We start from the raw sequence: 15586 nt of genomic DNA, 5'->3' as shown, positions 1-15586 counted from the left end.
GATAGTGCCGGGCAACCGGCCGTGGCGATGGAGCGGGTGCGGGACGCAGTGGCGGATCTTGATGAGGAACCCCGGGACCGGGCGAGGCGATTGTACGCCGCACGGGAATGGGCCGCCGCCGCGAACGCCTTCAGCGCCGTTGATCCGGACCAACTGACTTCCGATGATCTGGCGGCTTACGCCGATGCGGCATGGTGGCTCGGCCGCATCGGGGATTGCATCAGGCTGAACGTTGAAGCCTGCGCAGCATTCGAGTCGGCCTCGCGTCCGGTCGACGCGGCGGCGGTCGCCCTCCGTGTCGGAATCTTCCATCTGGCAAGGGGTGACCAATCTCAGGGTGACGGCTGGCTCGGGCATGCGGAGCGGCTCTTGGAAGGATCCCCGGAGGGGCGCGTTCACGGGCTCCTCCGGTCGTTGACGGGCTTGGACGCCAATCTCCTTGCCGGCCGGCCCGCTGCCGCACTGGAAGTGGCCGGGCAAATCCTTGATCTCGGCCGGCGGCTGGAAGACCCTGTGCTGGTTGCCGTCGGGGTGAACGGAGAAGGACGTGCCCTCACGATGTCGGGCAAGGTGGCCGGGGGATTGGCCTTGCTCGACGAAGTGATGGTCACGGTCCTCCAAGGCAAGTTCGATCCGTTCATGACAGGGGTCCTCTATTGCCACACGATCGCGGCATGCCATGAGGTTGGCGACGTACGCCGGATGGGCCAATGGACGGATCTGGCCGAAGAATGGCTGACGAAGGTTCCTGCGGAAGCAGTATTCAGCGCTATGTGCGCGGTCCACAGAGTGCAGCTGCGGTTGATGCGCGGCGAATGGGACAAGGTTGAGTCCCAGGCACTGTCACTTATCCCGGGCCTGGATGCCAATCGCCTCGACTATGCTGCGCAGGCCTGGTACCTCATCGGTGAGGCCCGGCGCTTGCGTGGCCAGGCAAACGCGGCCGGAGCGTATGCCGAAGCCCATGTCAGGGGGCTGGATCCGCAGCCGGGCAGTGCCTTGCTCCAGCTTGCCGGTGGGGATCCCGGGGGTGCCCTGGCCGCGGTCCATGCCGCGTTGGCAGCGGCCGGACAGGCTCCGCTTCGCCGGGCCGCGCTGTGCGCTGCGATGGTGGAAATCGCGATAGCGGCAGCGCAGTTCCAGGCCGCCCGTGACGCTGTAGCTGAGCTCGAACAGACCGCGTCCGTCTACGCGACGTCGGGACTGGAAGCAATGGCGGCATCCGGGCGGGGAGCAGTTCTGCTCGCCGACGGCAGGGCCGTGGAGGCGCTGCCGGTGCTCCGTGACGCGTGCACGCGCTGGTATCGGCTCGGCTCGGAGTACGAAGCCGCCAAATCCTGCCTCCTGCTTGCCGAGGCATACCGCTCCCTGGGTGATGTTGCGTCCGCGGGCAGGGAGTCGGTGCGGGCACAGGAGATCTTCGCACGGCTGGGGGCGGGCGGCACGGAGCGCGGGCGTCCGGACGGTCTGTCCCCGCGCGAGTGCGAGGTCCTGGCGCTCGTGGCGGACGGCTGTTCCAACCGGGAGATCGGCACCGCATTGTTCATCAGCGACCGCACCGTGGCCCGGCATCTGACGAATATCTACAACAAGATCGGCGTCGTCTCACGGACCCAGGCCGCACGCTACGCCATCGCCCATCACCTGTCCACGGCTCCCTGAGGCCTCCCGGCTACGCGGTATTGCGTAGCGATGGGCTGAACGATTGGTCAATCGAACCGATGCTGGCCCTGCCCTGTGCTCCGTACCGTCGGAATAGAGCACCGGATACGGTGCCACCACCGCAAGGAGCGAATCATGAAAGAGAAAGTGCAAGTGGCCATCTCCGCCGATGGCACTGAGATTGTTGGGCGGGTCCGGGGAGAAGGGCCGTCCCTCGTGCTTATCCATGGCGGATGGGGTGACGGCGAGGTCGGCTACGAGGCTATGGTGCCGTACCTTGCCCGGCAATTCACCTGCTACACGCCCAGCACCCGCGGACGTGGGCTGTCCGGTGACAACCCCGATCATTCCGTCGACAGACTGGTCGAGGATCTCGTCGCATTCATCGACATGATCGGTGGTCCGGTGTGCCTGGTGGGCTGGTCGGGGATCGAGGCAGTCCTCGGCGCAGCGGCACGCAGCGATGCCGTTGCCGCCTTGGTCATTTTCGAAGGGTACGTTCCCACGGTGGCCGACGACGAGGAACTCGCCGGCCTGGTATCCGCCGTTGAGAGGACGGCCGCGGCTGCCGCCGTCGGCAACCTCGCGGATGCGGCGAGGGCATTCGCCCCCTACGTTGTCAACGATACGGAACGTTCCGCTTTGGCTCCCGACTTCCATGAACGGTGGGGGCGCAGCATCCCTGCCATGCTGCGGTACTTCCAGCAGAACGCGACGGCGGACGGGCCCAAAGCGTACGACGGCGGGCAGTTGGCCCGGATTTCCGTTCCGGTGCTTGCGTTGTGGGGGACCGGCACCACTCACCCCGCATTCGTGGAGAAATCCGCGCGGTATCTCGCGGAGCACCTTGCGGACGCTCAGGTCCGTGAGCTGGCCGGCGTCGGGCACTTCGCCCCCGTCGTGGCACCGGAGCTCCTGGCAAGGGAACTGGCCTCTTTTTTTGGAAAGGTCGGGGCCATGGAGAATAGTTGGATTTCCTAGTATTCTCGGTTTTGGGCGCCCGGACGGCAGGGAAAGTCGGCAGGACTGGGCGCCCGATGGCCGCATCCGAAGACTGGCGTAACAGGCGTTGGCTGCGGCAGGCGAAAGCCTGTTAGCTTGATGCGTCCATGATTGCCAAAGTTCCCCGAGAGGTGTCTGCGAAGATGTCCGCCCCCACGAAGAAGCCGTCACCACGCCAAAGCAAGTGGCTTCGGCCGGTCCTGGCCGTTTCCGGAGCCCTGCTGCTGCTTCTCATCCTTGTGCTGCTCGCCAAATGGTTCACCGGCAGCACGGCCGGACAGTCCTTCCTCCGCGATTTCCCGGGCCACTCGGAACTGCCCGACGCCGCCCCCGTGGGTATCCCGGCCTGGCTGGGCTGGCAGCACTTCCTGAACGTCTTTTTCCTGGTGCTCATCGTCCGCTCCGGCTGGCAGGTACGCACCGCCAAGCGCCCCCCGGCCTACTGGACCCGCAACAACAGGGGCTTCATCCGCACCCGTAACGCGCCCACGAAGATGAGCCTGGACCTGTGGTTCCACCTCACGCTGGACGCCCTCTGGGTCCTCAACGGACTGATCTTCATCATTCTGCTCTTCGCCACCGGCCAGTGGATGCGGATCGTGCCCACCAGCTGGGATGTGTTCCCGAATGCCGTTTCGGCCGGCATCCAGTACCTCTCCCTCAACTGGCCTGTCGAGGACGGCTGGGTCAACTACAACGCCCTCCAGCTCCTGACGTACTTCGCTACGGTCTTCATTGCCGCGCCGCTCGCTATCCTCACCGGCCTGCGCACTTCCTCGGCCTGGCCAAAGAAGGCGGCCGTCAACAAGATCTACCCGATCGAATTCGCCCGCGCCGTGCACTTCCCGGTGATGATCTACTTCGTGGCCTTCACCCTTGTGCATGTCACCCTGGTGCTCGCCACCGGGGCGCTGCGCAACCTGAACCACATGTACGGCAACAGCAGCGACGAGAACTGGATCGGTTTCTGGATCTTCGCCGCCTCGCTCGCCGTGATCGTGGCCGCCTGGTTCCTGGCCAGGCCCTTGTTCCTTCGCCCCATCGCATCCTTGACGGGGAAGGTCAGCAAATAAACCCTGGCAACTAGCCGGCCAACCCGGATAAGGAGTGCCCATGTTCGAGCTCAACGAAGAGCAGCAAGCGGTAGTGGAAATGGTGCGGGATTTCGCGGCGACGGCCATTGCCCCCCATGCGGCCGAATGGGACGAACATAAGTACTTCCCTGTCGACGTGCTGCGGGAGGCCGGCGGGCTCGGAATGGGCGGCATCTACGTGGGCGAGGAATTCGGCGGTTCCGGTCTCGGCCGGATGGACGCCGTGCTGATCTTCGAAGAGCTCTCCAAGGCGGATCCGAGCATCGCTGCCTACATTTCCATCCACAATATGGTGGCCTGGATGATTGATGCCTTCGGGAACACCGAGCAGCGCGCCAGGTGGGTGCCGCAACTGGCCTCCATGGAGGTCCTGGGCAGCTACTGTCTGACAGAACCTGGCGCGGGCTCGGACGCCGCCGCGCTCACCACCAAGGCAGTGCCCGACGGCGACGATTACCTCTTGACGGGCACCAAGCAGTTCATTTCCGGGGCCGGGGCAGCCGGGGTTTACGTTGTCATGGCACGCACCTCCGGTTCCGGCAGCCACGGCATCACCGCCTTCGTAGTGCCGGGGGATGCGCCGGGGCTGTCCTTCGGGCCGAACGAGAAGAAGATGGGCTGGAACGCCCAACCCACCCGGCAGGTGATTTTCGACGGCGTCCGGGTGCCGGCCGCCGACCGGCTGGGGGAGGAAGGCAGTGGCTTCGGCATCGCCATGAAGGGCCTGAACGGCGGACGCCTGAACATCGGGGCCTGCTCCCTGGGCGGCGGGCAGGCCGCCATGGAGAAGTCGATCGCCTACCTGAGCGGACGATCGGCCTTCGGCGGGCCGCTGATCAAGCAGCAGGCGCTGCTGTTCGACATCGCGGACATGGACACGGAACTCGAAACGGCGCGGACCTTGCTGCTGCGGGCCGCGGACGCCCTGGAGCGGGGCGCGCCGGACACCGTCCGGCTGTGCGCCATGGCCAAACGCGTCGCCACCGACGCCGGGTTCAACGTGGCCAACAAGGCCGTGCAGCTGCATGGCGGCTATGGCTACCTCTCCGAGTACGGCCTGGAGAAGATCCTGAGGGACCTGCGGGTGCACCAGATTCTCGAAGGCAGCAACGAGATCATGAAGCTCATCGTCGGACGCCTCGCGGTCGAAGCAAAGCACGGCTGAGGCAAGGACCAGGCAGGAAACCCCGGACAAAGATGCAACCCGGTTAAGAAGAAGAGCCCGGCGGCCGGTCCAGGAAGGACCGGCCGCCGGGCTGTTTCAGCCGTTCTGCCGCGGCCTAGAGCTTGTCGAAGTCAGCCTCGTTGACGGCCGGGGTGGCAGGGGCCTTGGAGCCGCTGCCGATGGCTGCCGTCGAACCGCCGGACTTCAGGGCCGCCAGGCGGGCCTCGATCTCGGTCTGCTCGCCGAGGTCTTCGAGCTGGTTGAACTGGGCATCCAGGCTGGAGGCAGCGAGTTCCTGCTGGCCCAGGACCTTGGCTTCTTCGCGGCGGATCTTCTCTTCGAAGCGGCCAACTTCGCTGGTGGGGTCCATGATGTCGATGCTCTTGAGGGCGTCGTGCACCTGGGACTGGGCCTGTGCGGTCTTGGAACGGGCCACCAGTTCGTTGCGCTTGGCGGTGAGCTGGTTGAGCTTGTTCTTCATCTGGTCCAGGCCCGTCTTGAGCCGGTCCACCACCTCGGTTTGGGAAGCGATGCTCGGCTCAGCGGCCTTGGCTTCGCCCTCGGCGGTGATCTGGCGCTGGATGGCCACCTTGGCCAGGTTGTCGAACTTCTCGGCGTCGGCGGCATCGCCGGCGGCACGGTACTCATCGGCCTTGCGGGACGCGGCGAGGGCCTTGTTGCCCCAGTCCTGGGCGTTCTTGATGTCCTCGTTGTAGTCCGCCTGGAGCATGCGGAGGTTGCCGATGGTCTGGGCCACCGCGGACTCCGCCTCGGCGATGTTGTTCGTGTAGTCACGGACCATCTGATCCAGCATCTTCTGGGGGTCCTCGGCCTGGTCGAGCAGGGCATTGATGTTCGCCTTGGCGAGCTGCGCGATCCTGCCGAAAATGGACTGCTTAACCATGGTGTTGCCTTTCGTCCTGCTCAGTGGGTCCCACTGAATCCAGTGATCAGTTGTTGTACCGCTTCTACGTGGGGCATGGGCCCCGCCTAGTCTTTGGAACGGAAACCGCCCTATGGCTGGAAACCGCCGCGGGGCTAGAAGTCACCGCCTCCGCCGGAATCGCCGCCCCAGCCGCCGCCGTCTCCGCCGCCACCCCAGCCGCCGCCGTCACCGCCGCCGCCGAAGAAGCCTCCGCCTCCGCCGTCGTTGTGGCCGCCACCCCAGCCGCCCCCACCGCTGTTGAAGATGGAGTTGATGAGGATGCCGCCAAGAATGGCGCCGCCCAGGCCGCCACCCCCACCGCCGCCGAACATGCCGCCGCTGTTGTAGCCCTGGTTGGCGTAGCCGCCGAACTGTTCGACGTCGGACTGCGCCACCTGCGCGGCCTGGGCCGCCAGTGCATGGGCCTGCTGTGCGTAGGCCAGCGCCGTCACGGGGTCGTTGCGGGAGATCGAGAGCGCATAGTCAAGGTTCCGCTGCGCCTCGGCCAGACGGGTCCGCGCTTCCGTGCCGACGCCGCCGCGGCGGGCGGTGATGTAGTCGGAGGTGGCGCTGATCTGGGCCTGGGCGGCCATGATGGTCTGCTGCAGGGATGCCTGCGCACGGCGTGCCTGTTCCTGCTGGTCGCGGATGCCGGAGAGGGACTGATCCAGGGCCTGGTGGGCCTTTTCCACCTTGTCCAAGGTAGCGATGGGATCGATCTTCCCGGCCTGGATTTCGGCCTTCACCTGGGCCAGCGCAGACTCGACGCCGGCAACAGGTCCCGCCAGTTCCGGGTGTGCCCCGGACTGGATCATGGCCTTCGCCTGCGCCAGGTCCTGGCTGGTGTCCACCACCGCTGAGTCCAAGCTTGCGCGGGCCTCGTCGAGGCTGCCGGCCACCTTGGAGATGGCGTCCAGGAGCACATTGGTCTGGTGCAGACCTTCCTCGGCGGCCCGGACAGCGACCGCGGCGAGGCTGCCTTCACCGGAGGCGAGCTTCTCGGCTGCCGTCTTTTCCGCGTTGTGGACGAACGAGATGCGTTCCTTGGCCTGCGTGATGTTGTCAGCGACCTGCGCCAAGGCGGTGTCAGCGTATTTCGCCCGGAGCCCGTCGAGGGACTGCTCGGCGCTGGCGATTTTCGCCTCTGCTTCCCGGACCCCCGTCCCGACGGTGGCCAGGGCCTGCGGAGCGTTCTTTTCCAGTTCGCGCAGGGAATCGAAATCGGCCTTCTGCTCCCGGAGCGATGCCAGGGCTGCCTCCGAGCGGCGGATGATCTCGCCGAGCCAGCTGCGCTGCTGCTCTTCGGTGTCCGGAATATGGTCATCGAGCTGCTGCTGCAGCTTAAACGACTCCGCCATGTGGCCCTTGGCGTCCTGCAGCGCCTTGGTGAAGTTGCCGACGGCGGCGTCACCGTATTGTGCCTGGGCGAAGCCGAGCTCCTGCTCGCTGGACTTGATCGCGTCGTCGGCTTCGATCAGCAGGGAACCGCTCTTGCGGCGCAGGTCCTCGACGCTCAACGACGCCAGGGGATCCGGCTCGCCCTGTCCGGGGGAGTATGCGCCGGAAGCCGCCGAGCCCTGGGCCTTCTTCCTGCGGTTGCGCAGGTAGAGGTAGGTGCCGACACCGCCTGCCGCGACAACCCCTGCCCCGACGAGCACCGCCGTGCCGGCGCCGGAGCCGGGAACATTTCCGCTGCCGCCGCCCGCGGCGTCGCCTATGGCGCCCGCGGCGTCAATCGCGGCCTGGGCATAGTTGCCGTTCGCGAGCTGGGGTCCGATCGCCTTGCTCTTGATGTTCTCGAGCTGCGAGTTGGTAATCTTGCTGCCGCCCTTGTTCAGGATGTACTGGCGGGTGTCGGTGGCGATGGCGAAGATGAGGGCATTGGATCCGAGGCTGGCCTTTTCGGCGACCTCGTCGGTCCAGGCTTCGCGGTCGGTGGGGTTTTCAAACTTCTTGACCGTCACGACATGCAGCACCATTGAGTGCTCGGTTCCGAGCTTCCTGATGGCGTCCTGGACTTCCGATGACCTGCCGCCCAGCACCCCGGCGTCATCCACGATCTTGGTGGTCGGGTTCAGGTCAACCGGGTCTTCCGCCCATGCGGATGCGGCCGGGAAGGCCAGTAATCCGGTCAGGCCGACGACGGCGAGAACACGTTTATACATTGACCGCATGCGCAACCCTTCAGCACGTCTGCGACTGGTCCAGGCCGGACCAATCGTCACAGAATGCAGCAGCGCCCCCACGCATGGTGTACATAGCCGCAGGGTCGCTGTGGCAATTCCATTGTGATTCTATGGTGCACCCAAAAACGCGTCCACAACGGTGAATATGCCGCCAGCGAAACGCGGAGAAAAGCCGGAACTTCCCGCGTTGTAGGCAGTTTTGCAGCCATTTTCCGGGCTTCCCGGATGCGCATCCCGGCCCGACTCCCAGCGTCCAGCAAGCTCTCAGCAAACATCCGATTTCGGTCCAGCAAAAGCGGCCATAGTTAATTGCAGACGAGGAAGAAAGGAAGTCCCATGACGGAGAACCCAGCGCAGGGACCGGGACCCGAACGCGAGACCCCGGAACACATCAATGCCGAGGCCCCGCACGGCGAGGAGGCCCGGCCTGCAGGCACTCCCGCCGAAGGCGAACAGCGCCCGGGAGAGCAGTCCACCACCAGGCTGCCTGCATACCAGCCTGGACCCGTCCAGCACGGACAGCCCACGCCTTACGGCCAGCATGCGACTTCCGGCCAGCCGGGCCCGTCCAACCAGGGCGGTCCACACTACCCCCAGCACGCTCCCTTCTACGGCACCGCCGGCGGAAACCAGTCCGGATATCCCGCCCAGCAGCACCCCACGCAGCAGTTCCCGCACGCGATGGGTGCCCACTCCGGTACACCCGGGAACACAACGACGGACACCAAGCGCAAGCCCGCCTTCGGCGTCGGGACCCTCGTTGCCAGCATCCTCGCGGCCGGACTCGTCGGCGGCGGCGTCGTGGCGGCGGGCAACCAGCTCTTTGACAACCCGGCTCCCGCGGCAAGCACCAGCAGCCAGGGCGGCACCGTCATCGTCAACAACAAGGACGACGTCAACGCGATCACCGCGGCGGCAGCCAAGGCCTCCCCGAGCGTGGTCACCATCAAGGCCACCAGTGGCAGCGGGGGCGGCACCGGTTCGGGCATCATCATCGACGACCAGGGACACATCCTCACCAACACGCACGTGGTAACCCTTGACGGTGCCACCGCCAATGCCACGATCGAAGTACGCACGCACGACGGCCGGGTGCTGAAGGCAAGCGTCGTGGGCACCGATCCCCTGTCCGACCTCGCGGTGATCAAGGTCGCTGACCCCTCCGGCCTGGTCCCGGCGACCCTCGGTGACTCCAGCAAGATCAACGTGGGGGACACCGCCGTCGCCATTGGCTCCCCGCTTGGCCTCACCGGCACCGTCACGGACGGCATCGTCTCCACGCTCAACCGGACCATCAGCGTGGCCTCCTCAGCTGCCCCAAAGGAAGCCCCTGACGGCTCGGACGGCGACGGCGAAGGCGGCTTCGAATTCGCCCCTCCCGGTGAGGGCCGGAACCAGCCCAGCACGAACCAGGGCTCCATTTCCATCAACGTCATCCAGACTGACGCCGCCATCAACCCGGGCAACTCCGGCGGGGCGCTGGTCAACAGCAAGGGCGAGGTGATCGGCGTGAACGTGGCCATCGCCTCGGCCGGCAGCGGCACCTCGGATTCCTCCAGTGGAAACATCGGCGTGGGGTTCAGCATCCCGATCAACCACGCCAAGCGGATTGCCGAGGAAATCATCGAGGACGGCAAGGCCAGCCATGGCCAGTTCGGCGTCAGCGTGCAGGCAAAGACCGCCACCGGAAACGACTCAGGTTTCTCGGTGGGCGCCGAAGTCGCCAGTGTCACCCGGGGTTCGGCCGCCGACAAGGCGGGCGTCAAGGTGGGCGACGTCGTGGTCAGGTTCGCCGGGCAGGCCATCAGCGATCCCAACCAGCTCACCGCCGCGGTCCGTGAGCAAGCCGCCGGTGCCACGGTCAAGGCCACCATCGTCCGCGACGGCCAGGAACGCGAAATCGACGTCACGCTGGACGCCGCCCCGCAGTCATAGGGCGGCACGCAAGGACAACAAAGGGGCGGCGCCATCCGGTGCCGCCCCTTTGCGTGCCCAGGCCCGGTCACCGTCAGCCGAAACAGGCGTTAACGCGGGCACGTCGTATTTCGCCACAATATGCTTAGCTAGGACGAAGCCCGCGAGCCGGGCGCCCATGGCCATGCGCCCCAGCCGCTGGCCATCCTCAAGCAAGGAAGGCTGCCTCGAACACAGTGGAAGAGACATTGAAGATTGTTGTTCTGGTCAAGCACGTCCCTGACGCGCAGTTCGACCGACACCTCACGGGCCAGGGAAACACCGTCGACCGTGACGAAAGCATCCTCTCGGAACTGGACGAATACGCCCTCGAGGCCGCGTTGCAGCTGAGCGAAGCCCGCGGCGGTGCCAAGGCAGGCAACGAAGTCATTGCCTTGAGCATGGGCCCGGCCGGAGCCGTGAACTCCGTCAAGAAGTCCCTGCAGATCGGCGCGAGCTCCGGTGTCCACCTGAGCGACGACGCCCTGGCCGGTTCCGACGCCGCCGCCACCTCGCTGGCGCTGGCCGCGGCCATCCGCTATCTCGGTCCGGTGGACCTGGTGCTGACGGGCATGGCCTCCACCGACGGTGAAACTTCCCTGGTTCCGGCGCAGCTCGCCGAACGGCTCGGCCTGCCCCAGGTGACCTTTGCCTCGGCCCTGGAACTGAACGGCGCCACCCTCACCGCCCGGCGCGACGGCGACGGCCATTCGGACACCGTGGAGGCGTCGCTGCCCGCGCTCGTCTCCGTGACGGACCAGATCAACGAGCCCCGGTACCCGAACTTCAAGGGCATCCTCGCGGCCAAGAAGAAGAAGATCACCACCTTGTCCCTGTCCGACATTGGGGTGGACGCCGGCCAGGTCGGCGCCGCCGGTTCCCTGACCGCCGTCGAGACCGCGGCTGCCCGTCCGCCGCGCACCGCAGGCACCATCATCACGGACGAAGGCGACGCCGGCATCCAGCTGGTTGACTTCCTGGCCGCCCAGAAGCTGCTCTAAGAGGACCACGACACATGGCAAAAGCACTTGTTTTCATTGACAACCCTGGCGGCGCGCTGAAGAAGAGCAGCCGCGAACTGCTCACCATCGCCGCCTCGCTGGGCGAGAGCGCGGTGGCCTTCAACGGCGAACTGCACGACGACGTCGCCGCGGCCATCGCCGCGCACGGCGCCACCGCGGTCTACCGCCCCTCGGCAGCGGACCTGGATGAGTATCTCGTGGCCCCGAAGGCTGCCTACCTCGCCGCAGCGGTTGCCGCCTCCGGCGCGGACACCGTCCTGCTGGAGAACTCGGCCGACGGCAAGGAAATCGCCGCACGGCTCGGTGTGAAGCTGAACGCCGGCGTGATCACCGACGTCGTCGGGGTCGACGCCGACGGCACCGCCCACAAGTCGGTCCTGGCCGGCGCGTACACCACCACCGCGAAGGCGCGCACCGGCGTCGCCGTTCTGACGGTGAAGCCGAACAGCGTGGACGTCGCCGAAGCACCCGCCGCGGGTGCCCCGGAGACCGTAACGGTCGAGGTTCCGGCAGATGCCGCGGCCTCCGCGGCGCGCATCACGGCCCGCAGCGAACGCCCCGCCAGCGGACGTCCGGAGCTCACCGAAGCGCGGGTCGTTGTGGCCGGCGGCCGCGGCGTCGACGGCGACTTCGGCCCGGTCGAGGAACTCGCCGACGCCCTGGGCGGCGCGGTCGGCGCCTCCCGCGCGGCCACCGACGCCGGCTGGATCGGCCACGACTTCCAGGTGGGCCAGACCGGCAAGACCGTCTCGCCGCAGCTGTACATCTCCGCGGGCATTTCCGGCGCGATCCAGCAGAAGGCCGGCATGCAGACCTCCAAGGTGATCGTCGCGATCAACAAGGACGCCGAGTCGCCGGTCTTCGAAATTGCCGACTTCGGCATTATCGGTGACCTCTTCAAGGTCATTCCGCAGGCTACCGAAGAGATCAAGAAGCGGAAAGGCTGATCCTTGAGCACTGACGCCACGTCAGCAAAGAGCCCGTTCAACGCCTCTACGGAGCGCGTTGAGCGGGTGCTTTGTTTTACCGCCCACCCCGACGACATCGACTTCGGCGCCGCCGGCACCATCGCCGCGTGGACGGCCGCCGGGGTGCAGGTCAGCTACTGCATCATGACCGACGGCGACGCCGGCGGCTTCGACGCCGACGATCACCACGCGATCACTGACACCCGGACGGAAGAGCAGCGGCGTGCCGCAGCGATCGTCGGCGTGGAGGACATCCACTACCTGCACGAGCGGGACGGCTACCTTGAGGTGAACCACGTCGTCATGAAGCAGGTGGTGAAGCTGATCCGCGAGATCCGGCCGCAGATCGTCCTGGCCATGCACCCGGAACGGAACTGGGACCGGATCCAGAAAAGCCATCCGGACCACCTGGCCGTGGGCGAAATCATCACCCGGGCCGTGTACCCTGCGCTGGAGAATCCGTTCGCCTATCCGGAGCTCGCCGAAGCCGGCCTTGAGGCCTACAAGTTGCCGTGGCTGTGGCTTTTTGCCGGCCCGGAGTCGCGGGAGAACCACTTCGTGGATGTCACCGGCCATGTGGAGCAGAAGCTCGAGGCGATCCGGGTCCACGCCAGCCAGCATCCGGACCTGGCCGCCATGGAGCGCACGGTGCGCGGCATGCTCGGGCACAACGGGCGCCGGGCCAGGCTGCCGGAGGGCAGCAGCGCCGAGGCCTTCCATGTCGTCTCTGTGAACGGGTCCCGGACCATCGCCGGCTTCTGAGGTTGCTGCCGTGTAACGCATGTCATATGCTTGAACACGGTTAAATCATATTTATTGAGGAAGACAGGCTTTCAATGGCGAAGACTGCGCAGCAACCCGTCCTGGTGATCATGGGCGTTTCCGGCTCGGGCAAATCCACCGTCGCAGGGGTCCTGGCCGGGCGCCTCGGCTGGGACCTCGCGGAGGGCGACGACCTCCACCCGGAAGCCAACGTGGCGAAGATGCATTCCGGCCTGCCCCTCACGGACGAGGATCGCTGGCCGTGGCTCGAACTGATCGCCGGCTGGATCCGCTCCCGCACCGAGGTGGGGGAGCCCGGCATCATCACCTGCTCGGCCCTGAAGAAGAAGTACCGCGACGTGTTGCGCGGCGAGAACGTGGTGTTCGTGTTCCTGCAGGGCAGCAAGGACAAGATCTCCGACCGCCTGGCTTCCCGGCACGGCCACTTCATGCCGCCGTCCCTGCTTGAATCCCAGTTCGAAGCCCTCGAAGAGCCGGGGGCGGATGAGAACCACATCGCGCTGTCCGTCTCCGCATCCCCGGCCGAGGAGGCCCAGGAAGTCATCGAGCGCCTGGAGCTCGTGGCCAGCGACGCCGCACAGGGCGGGATCAGCTAAGCCGCGCCTGCGCGTACGCCGTCATGGCTTCGCCAAGGTATCCGGCGAGTCGTTCGTCGTATTTGTCGTAGAACGCCTTGAAGCGCGCATCCTCGACGTACATGCGGCCCAGCCCGGCGTACGACTCCCGATTCGGCGTCCAGCTGCGCAGGATCCACTGGTAGTGGAGCTCGACGGCGGCCAGGGTCCTGGCGTCGTCGGCCGGCAGTCCCGCGTTCAGGCAGTCCAGGACGGCGCGGTTGGCGGCGTCGGCCTGCTCCATGAACTCCTGCTTCTGGGCGGGAGTCATGGCGGCGTGGCGGGCCTTGGATTCGTCCACCACCTTGTCGCCCCAGCGCTCCCTGGCTTCGGCTTCGTAGGGGTTGTTGTCGAAATCCTTGAACATATTTTCGGCGGACATCGGTGCTCCTTGACGTAGTGCTGTGATGGTGGCGTCGACCGTCCTGGACATGCGATCCAGGCGGTCGCGCTCGGCCAGCAGCCATTTCCGGTGAACGGCGAGTGCCTCCACGGGATCGGCCTGGCCATCCAGAACTTCGCCGATGGTCTCGAGCCCAAGGCCAAGTTCGCGAAGCAGGAGGATCCGCTGCAGGCGCAGCAGCTCAGGCTCGCCGTAGTAGCGGTAGCCGTTGCGCGCCGTGTAGGCCGGCTCCAAGAGTCCGAGCTGGTCGTAGTGCCGCAGGGTCCGTGATGAAACCTTGCTGGCCTTTGCCACCTCGGAGATACTCCAGGTGCCTTCTTCCTGCTTCATGGTTCCAGCGTAGAAGTTGACGTAACGTCAAGGTCAAGGGCTGCGCGGCGTCAGATCTTGGCGCCGGAAAAGCCGTTCTGCCGCCAGGCTTCGTACACCGCGATCGAGGCGGCATTTGCGAGATTGAGTGAGCGCAGCGACGGCAGCATGGGGAGGCGCAGCCGGGCGGTGATGTGTGGGTCCTGCTTCAACCAGTCCGGCAGGCCGACGGATTCCGGGCCGAACAGCAGTACGTCCCCGGCCTGGTAAGCGATGTCTGTGTAGGCGGTGTCGCCGTCGGAGGTGAAGGCGAAAACGCGTTCCGGTTGGAGAGCCTCCCATGCCGCCTCGATGTCCTTGTGCACGGTAACGACGGCGAGGTCGTGGTAATCGAGGCCGGCCCGGCGCAGCTTGGCGTCGGAGAAATCGAAGCCCAGTGGCTCCACAAGGTGCAGCTCGGCACCGGTGATCGCGGCCAGGCGAATGGCGTTGCCCGTATTGCCGGGGATTTCAGGGGTGTGGAAGAGGATGCGGAACACGGATCAATCCTAGCCAGCCCGTCAGTGCATGCCGCGCAACAGGCGTGCCAGAACCGGGACCACCACCGTGTTAGGTACCGGGCCGGAGGACAGGAACTGCTTGAGTCCCTTGGTGAGACCGGCGGCGTTGACCACCTGCACACCGCCGCCCTCTTCGGCGTGCCGGTACCGGTCGATCACCGGTTCGTGCGGGTTGTTGTCCGGACCGTGGACTACCACCCAGGCGGTGACGTTCAGTTCCGGGAAGATGTCCTGCATGTGGCGGGCCACCACGTCCAGCCGGGGCGGGGGCACCGCGCGCCCGCCGTGCCTCAAAGCCACCCCGTCCCACGCGTAGGCGCCCTTGGGCAGCAGCATGGAACCGATCAGCGCCAGCCGGTAGCCGGCCAGCACGGCGTGGTCGATGTGGCTGTTGTCCGACGGGGACTGCAGGCCGTTGATCAGCCGGGCGGAAGGGATGGCGGGCAGGATCTGGCGGCTGAGTAACTGCACGGTGCGCATCTCGCGCTGGATCCTGGCCTCGGCGCCGAAAATCCCGCGCTTTCGCGGCATGCCATGGACCTGCTGGGCTGCTTCGGCTGGGGAAAGCAGCGGGACCTCGAGCGGATCATCGAACGCCGGCACGTAGACGGGGGCATCCCCGGCCGTGTTCCGTGGGACGTTCGGGCGGTGGACGGTGGTGCGACTGGCCGTCCGCGGGGTGTCGTTGCCGGTGCCGGAAGGCGCGGCAGAAGGGGTGCTCGCATAGCGGCGGTCATACTCGGCCCGGCGCCGCGGATCCACGAGCGTCTCGTAGGCCAGGGTCACCTGGCGGAACACCGCTGGATCCCCGCCGTGGTCCGGGTGTGCCCGCCTCGCGGCCTTGCGGTAGGCGCGCTTGATCTCCTGCTCCGTGGCGTTCACGGAGACCCGGAGGATCTGGTAGTGGGAACTGCTGCCCTCGGCCAAGCACGGCCCTTTC

Annotated in this window: 14 protein-coding genes; 9 read left to right on the top strand and 5 right to left on the bottom strand. The window is 66.3% G+C overall.

What is annotated here, in order from left to right:
- Positions 1-48: 48 nt before the first annotated feature.
- The 4 genes from BLP88_RS07720 (at position 49) to BLP88_RS07705 (ending at position 4923) form a co-directional block, all read left to right on the top strand.
- On the top strand, positions 49-1662 hold the full coding sequence (locus BLP88_RS07720; protein WP_175453517.1) for a helix-turn-helix transcriptional regulator: 1614 nt from the start codon (positions 49-51) through the stop codon (positions 1660-1662).
- A 135-nt stretch (positions 1663-1797) separates the two neighbouring features.
- Entirely contained in the window at positions 1798-2643 is an 846-nt protein-coding gene (locus tag BLP88_RS07715) for an alpha/beta fold hydrolase (RefSeq protein ID WP_084110945.1), read from the top strand.
- 164 nt (positions 2644-2807) lie between these two features.
- Positions 2808-3737: a cytochrome b/b6 domain-containing protein gene (locus BLP88_RS07710; protein ID WP_074588231.1), complete on the top strand. Its 930-nt coding sequence runs from the start codon at positions 2808-2810 to the stop codon at positions 3735-3737.
- Positions 3738-3777: 40 nt separating this feature from the next.
- On the top strand, positions 3778-4923 hold the full coding sequence (locus BLP88_RS07705; protein ID WP_074588229.1) for an acyl-CoA dehydrogenase family protein: 1146 nt from the start codon (positions 3778-3780) through the stop codon (positions 4921-4923).
- 115 nt (positions 4924-5038) lie between these two features.
- Here the strand turns inward: BLP88_RS07705 and BLP88_RS07700 are convergent, their stop codons facing one another.
- Positions 5039-5827 (bottom strand): PspA/IM30 family protein, encoded by a 789-nt coding sequence (locus tag BLP88_RS07700; protein ID WP_074588228.1) that lies wholly within the window; start codon positions 5825-5827, stop codon positions 5039-5041.
- A gap of 134 nt (positions 5828-5961) precedes the next feature.
- Complete coding sequence (locus BLP88_RS07695) at positions 5962-8022, bottom strand: TPM domain-containing protein (protein ID WP_074588226.1); 2061 nt, start codon at positions 8020-8022, stop codon at positions 5962-5964.
- 348 nt (positions 8023-8370) lie between these two features.
- On the opposite strand from BLP88_RS07695, the gene BLP88_RS07690 reads away from it, so the two are divergent.
- The 5 genes from BLP88_RS07690 to BLP88_RS07670 all read left to right on the top strand — a co-directional run bounded on the left by BLP88_RS07690 (position 8371) and on the right by BLP88_RS07670 (position 13356).
- Positions 8371-9969 (top strand): S1C family serine protease, encoded by a 1599-nt coding sequence (locus BLP88_RS07690; RefSeq protein ID WP_074588224.1) that lies wholly within the window; start codon positions 8371-8373, stop codon positions 9967-9969.
- Positions 9970-10196: 227 nt separating this feature from the next.
- Positions 10197-10988: an electron transfer flavoprotein subunit beta/FixA family protein gene (locus BLP88_RS07685; RefSeq protein WP_074588223.1), complete on the top strand. Its 792-nt coding sequence runs from the start codon at positions 10197-10199 to the stop codon at positions 10986-10988.
- Positions 10989-11002: 14 nt separating this feature from the next.
- On the top strand, positions 11003-11956 hold the full coding sequence (locus BLP88_RS07680) for an electron transfer flavoprotein subunit alpha/FixB family protein (protein WP_074588221.1): 954 nt from the start codon (positions 11003-11005) through the stop codon (positions 11954-11956).
- A gap of 3 nt (positions 11957-11959) precedes the next feature.
- Entirely contained in the window at positions 11960-12739 is a 780-nt protein-coding gene (locus BLP88_RS07675) for a PIG-L deacetylase family protein (RefSeq protein WP_074588220.1), read from the top strand.
- A 74-nt stretch (positions 12740-12813) separates the two neighbouring features.
- Positions 12814-13356 carry a gluconokinase gene (locus tag BLP88_RS07670; protein ID WP_074588218.1) on the top strand — a complete coding sequence of 181 codons (543 nt, stop codon included), beginning with the start codon at positions 12814-12816 and terminating at the stop codon, positions 13354-13356.
- On the opposite strand, the gene BLP88_RS07665 is transcribed toward BLP88_RS07670, so the two are convergent.
- From BLP88_RS07665 to BLP88_RS07655, 3 genes are read right to left on the bottom strand one after another with little or no spacing between them, the layout of a single operon-like run.
- Complete coding sequence (locus BLP88_RS07665) at positions 13349-14107, bottom strand: MerR family transcriptional regulator (RefSeq protein WP_074588216.1); 759 nt, start codon at positions 14105-14107, stop codon at positions 13349-13351. The genes BLP88_RS07670 and BLP88_RS07665 overlap by 8 nt on opposite strands.
- Positions 14108-14157: 50 nt before the next feature.
- A complete protein-coding gene (locus BLP88_RS07660; protein WP_074588214.1) occupies positions 14158-14625 on the bottom strand; it encodes a tRNA (cytidine(34)-2'-O)-methyltransferase in 468 nt (155 codons plus the stop codon).
- A gap of 21 nt (positions 14626-14646) precedes the next feature.
- Positions 14647-15573, bottom strand: a complete 927-nt coding sequence (locus BLP88_RS07655; protein WP_074588213.1) for a J domain-containing protein — start codon at positions 15571-15573, stop codon at positions 14647-14649.
- Positions 15574-15586 lie beyond the last annotated feature (13 nt).

Source organism: Arthrobacter cupressi (genome assembly GCF_900099975.1).
Lineage (GTDB): Bacteria > Actinomycetota > Actinomycetes > Actinomycetales > Micrococcaceae > Arthrobacter > Arthrobacter cupressi.
The sequence above is the reverse complement of the archived record's forward strand: the minus strand, read 5'-3'. Positions and strand labels throughout refer to the sequence as shown.

What these genes read in the sequence shown, in the direction of transcription:
- BLP88_RS07705 (WP_074588229.1), top strand. Translation starts at nt 3,778, where the DNA reads ATGTTCGAGCTCAACGAAGAGCAGCAAGCGGTAGTGGAAATGGTGCGG.
- BLP88_RS07715 (WP_084110945.1), top strand. Translation starts at nt 1,798, where the DNA reads ATGAAAGAGAAAGTGCAAGTGGCCATCTCCGCCGATGGCACTGAGATT.
- BLP88_RS07680 (WP_074588221.1), top strand. Translation starts at nt 11,003, where the DNA reads ATGGCAAAAGCACTTGTTTTCATTGACAACCCTGGCGGCGCGCTGAAG.
- BLP88_RS07700 (WP_074588228.1), bottom strand. Translation starts at nt 5,827, where the DNA reads ATGGTTAAGCAGTCCATTTTCGGCAGGATCGCGCAGCTCGCCAAGGCG.
- BLP88_RS07670 (WP_074588218.1), top strand. Translation starts at nt 12,814, where the DNA reads ATGGCGAAGACTGCGCAGCAACCCGTCCTGGTGATCATGGGCGTTTCC.
- BLP88_RS07690 (WP_074588224.1), top strand. Translation starts at nt 8,371, where the DNA reads ATGACGGAGAACCCAGCGCAGGGACCGGGACCCGAACGCGAGACCCCG.
- BLP88_RS07665 (WP_074588216.1), bottom strand. Translation starts at nt 14,107, where the DNA reads ATGAAGCAGGAAGAAGGCACCTGGAGTATCTCCGAGGTGGCAAAGGCC.
- BLP88_RS07695 (WP_074588226.1), bottom strand. Translation starts at nt 8,022, where the DNA reads ATGCGGTCAATGTATAAACGTGTTCTCGCCGTCGTCGGCCTGACCGGA.
- BLP88_RS07710 (WP_074588231.1), top strand. Translation starts at nt 2,808, where the DNA reads ATGTCCGCCCCCACGAAGAAGCCGTCACCACGCCAAAGCAAGTGGCTT.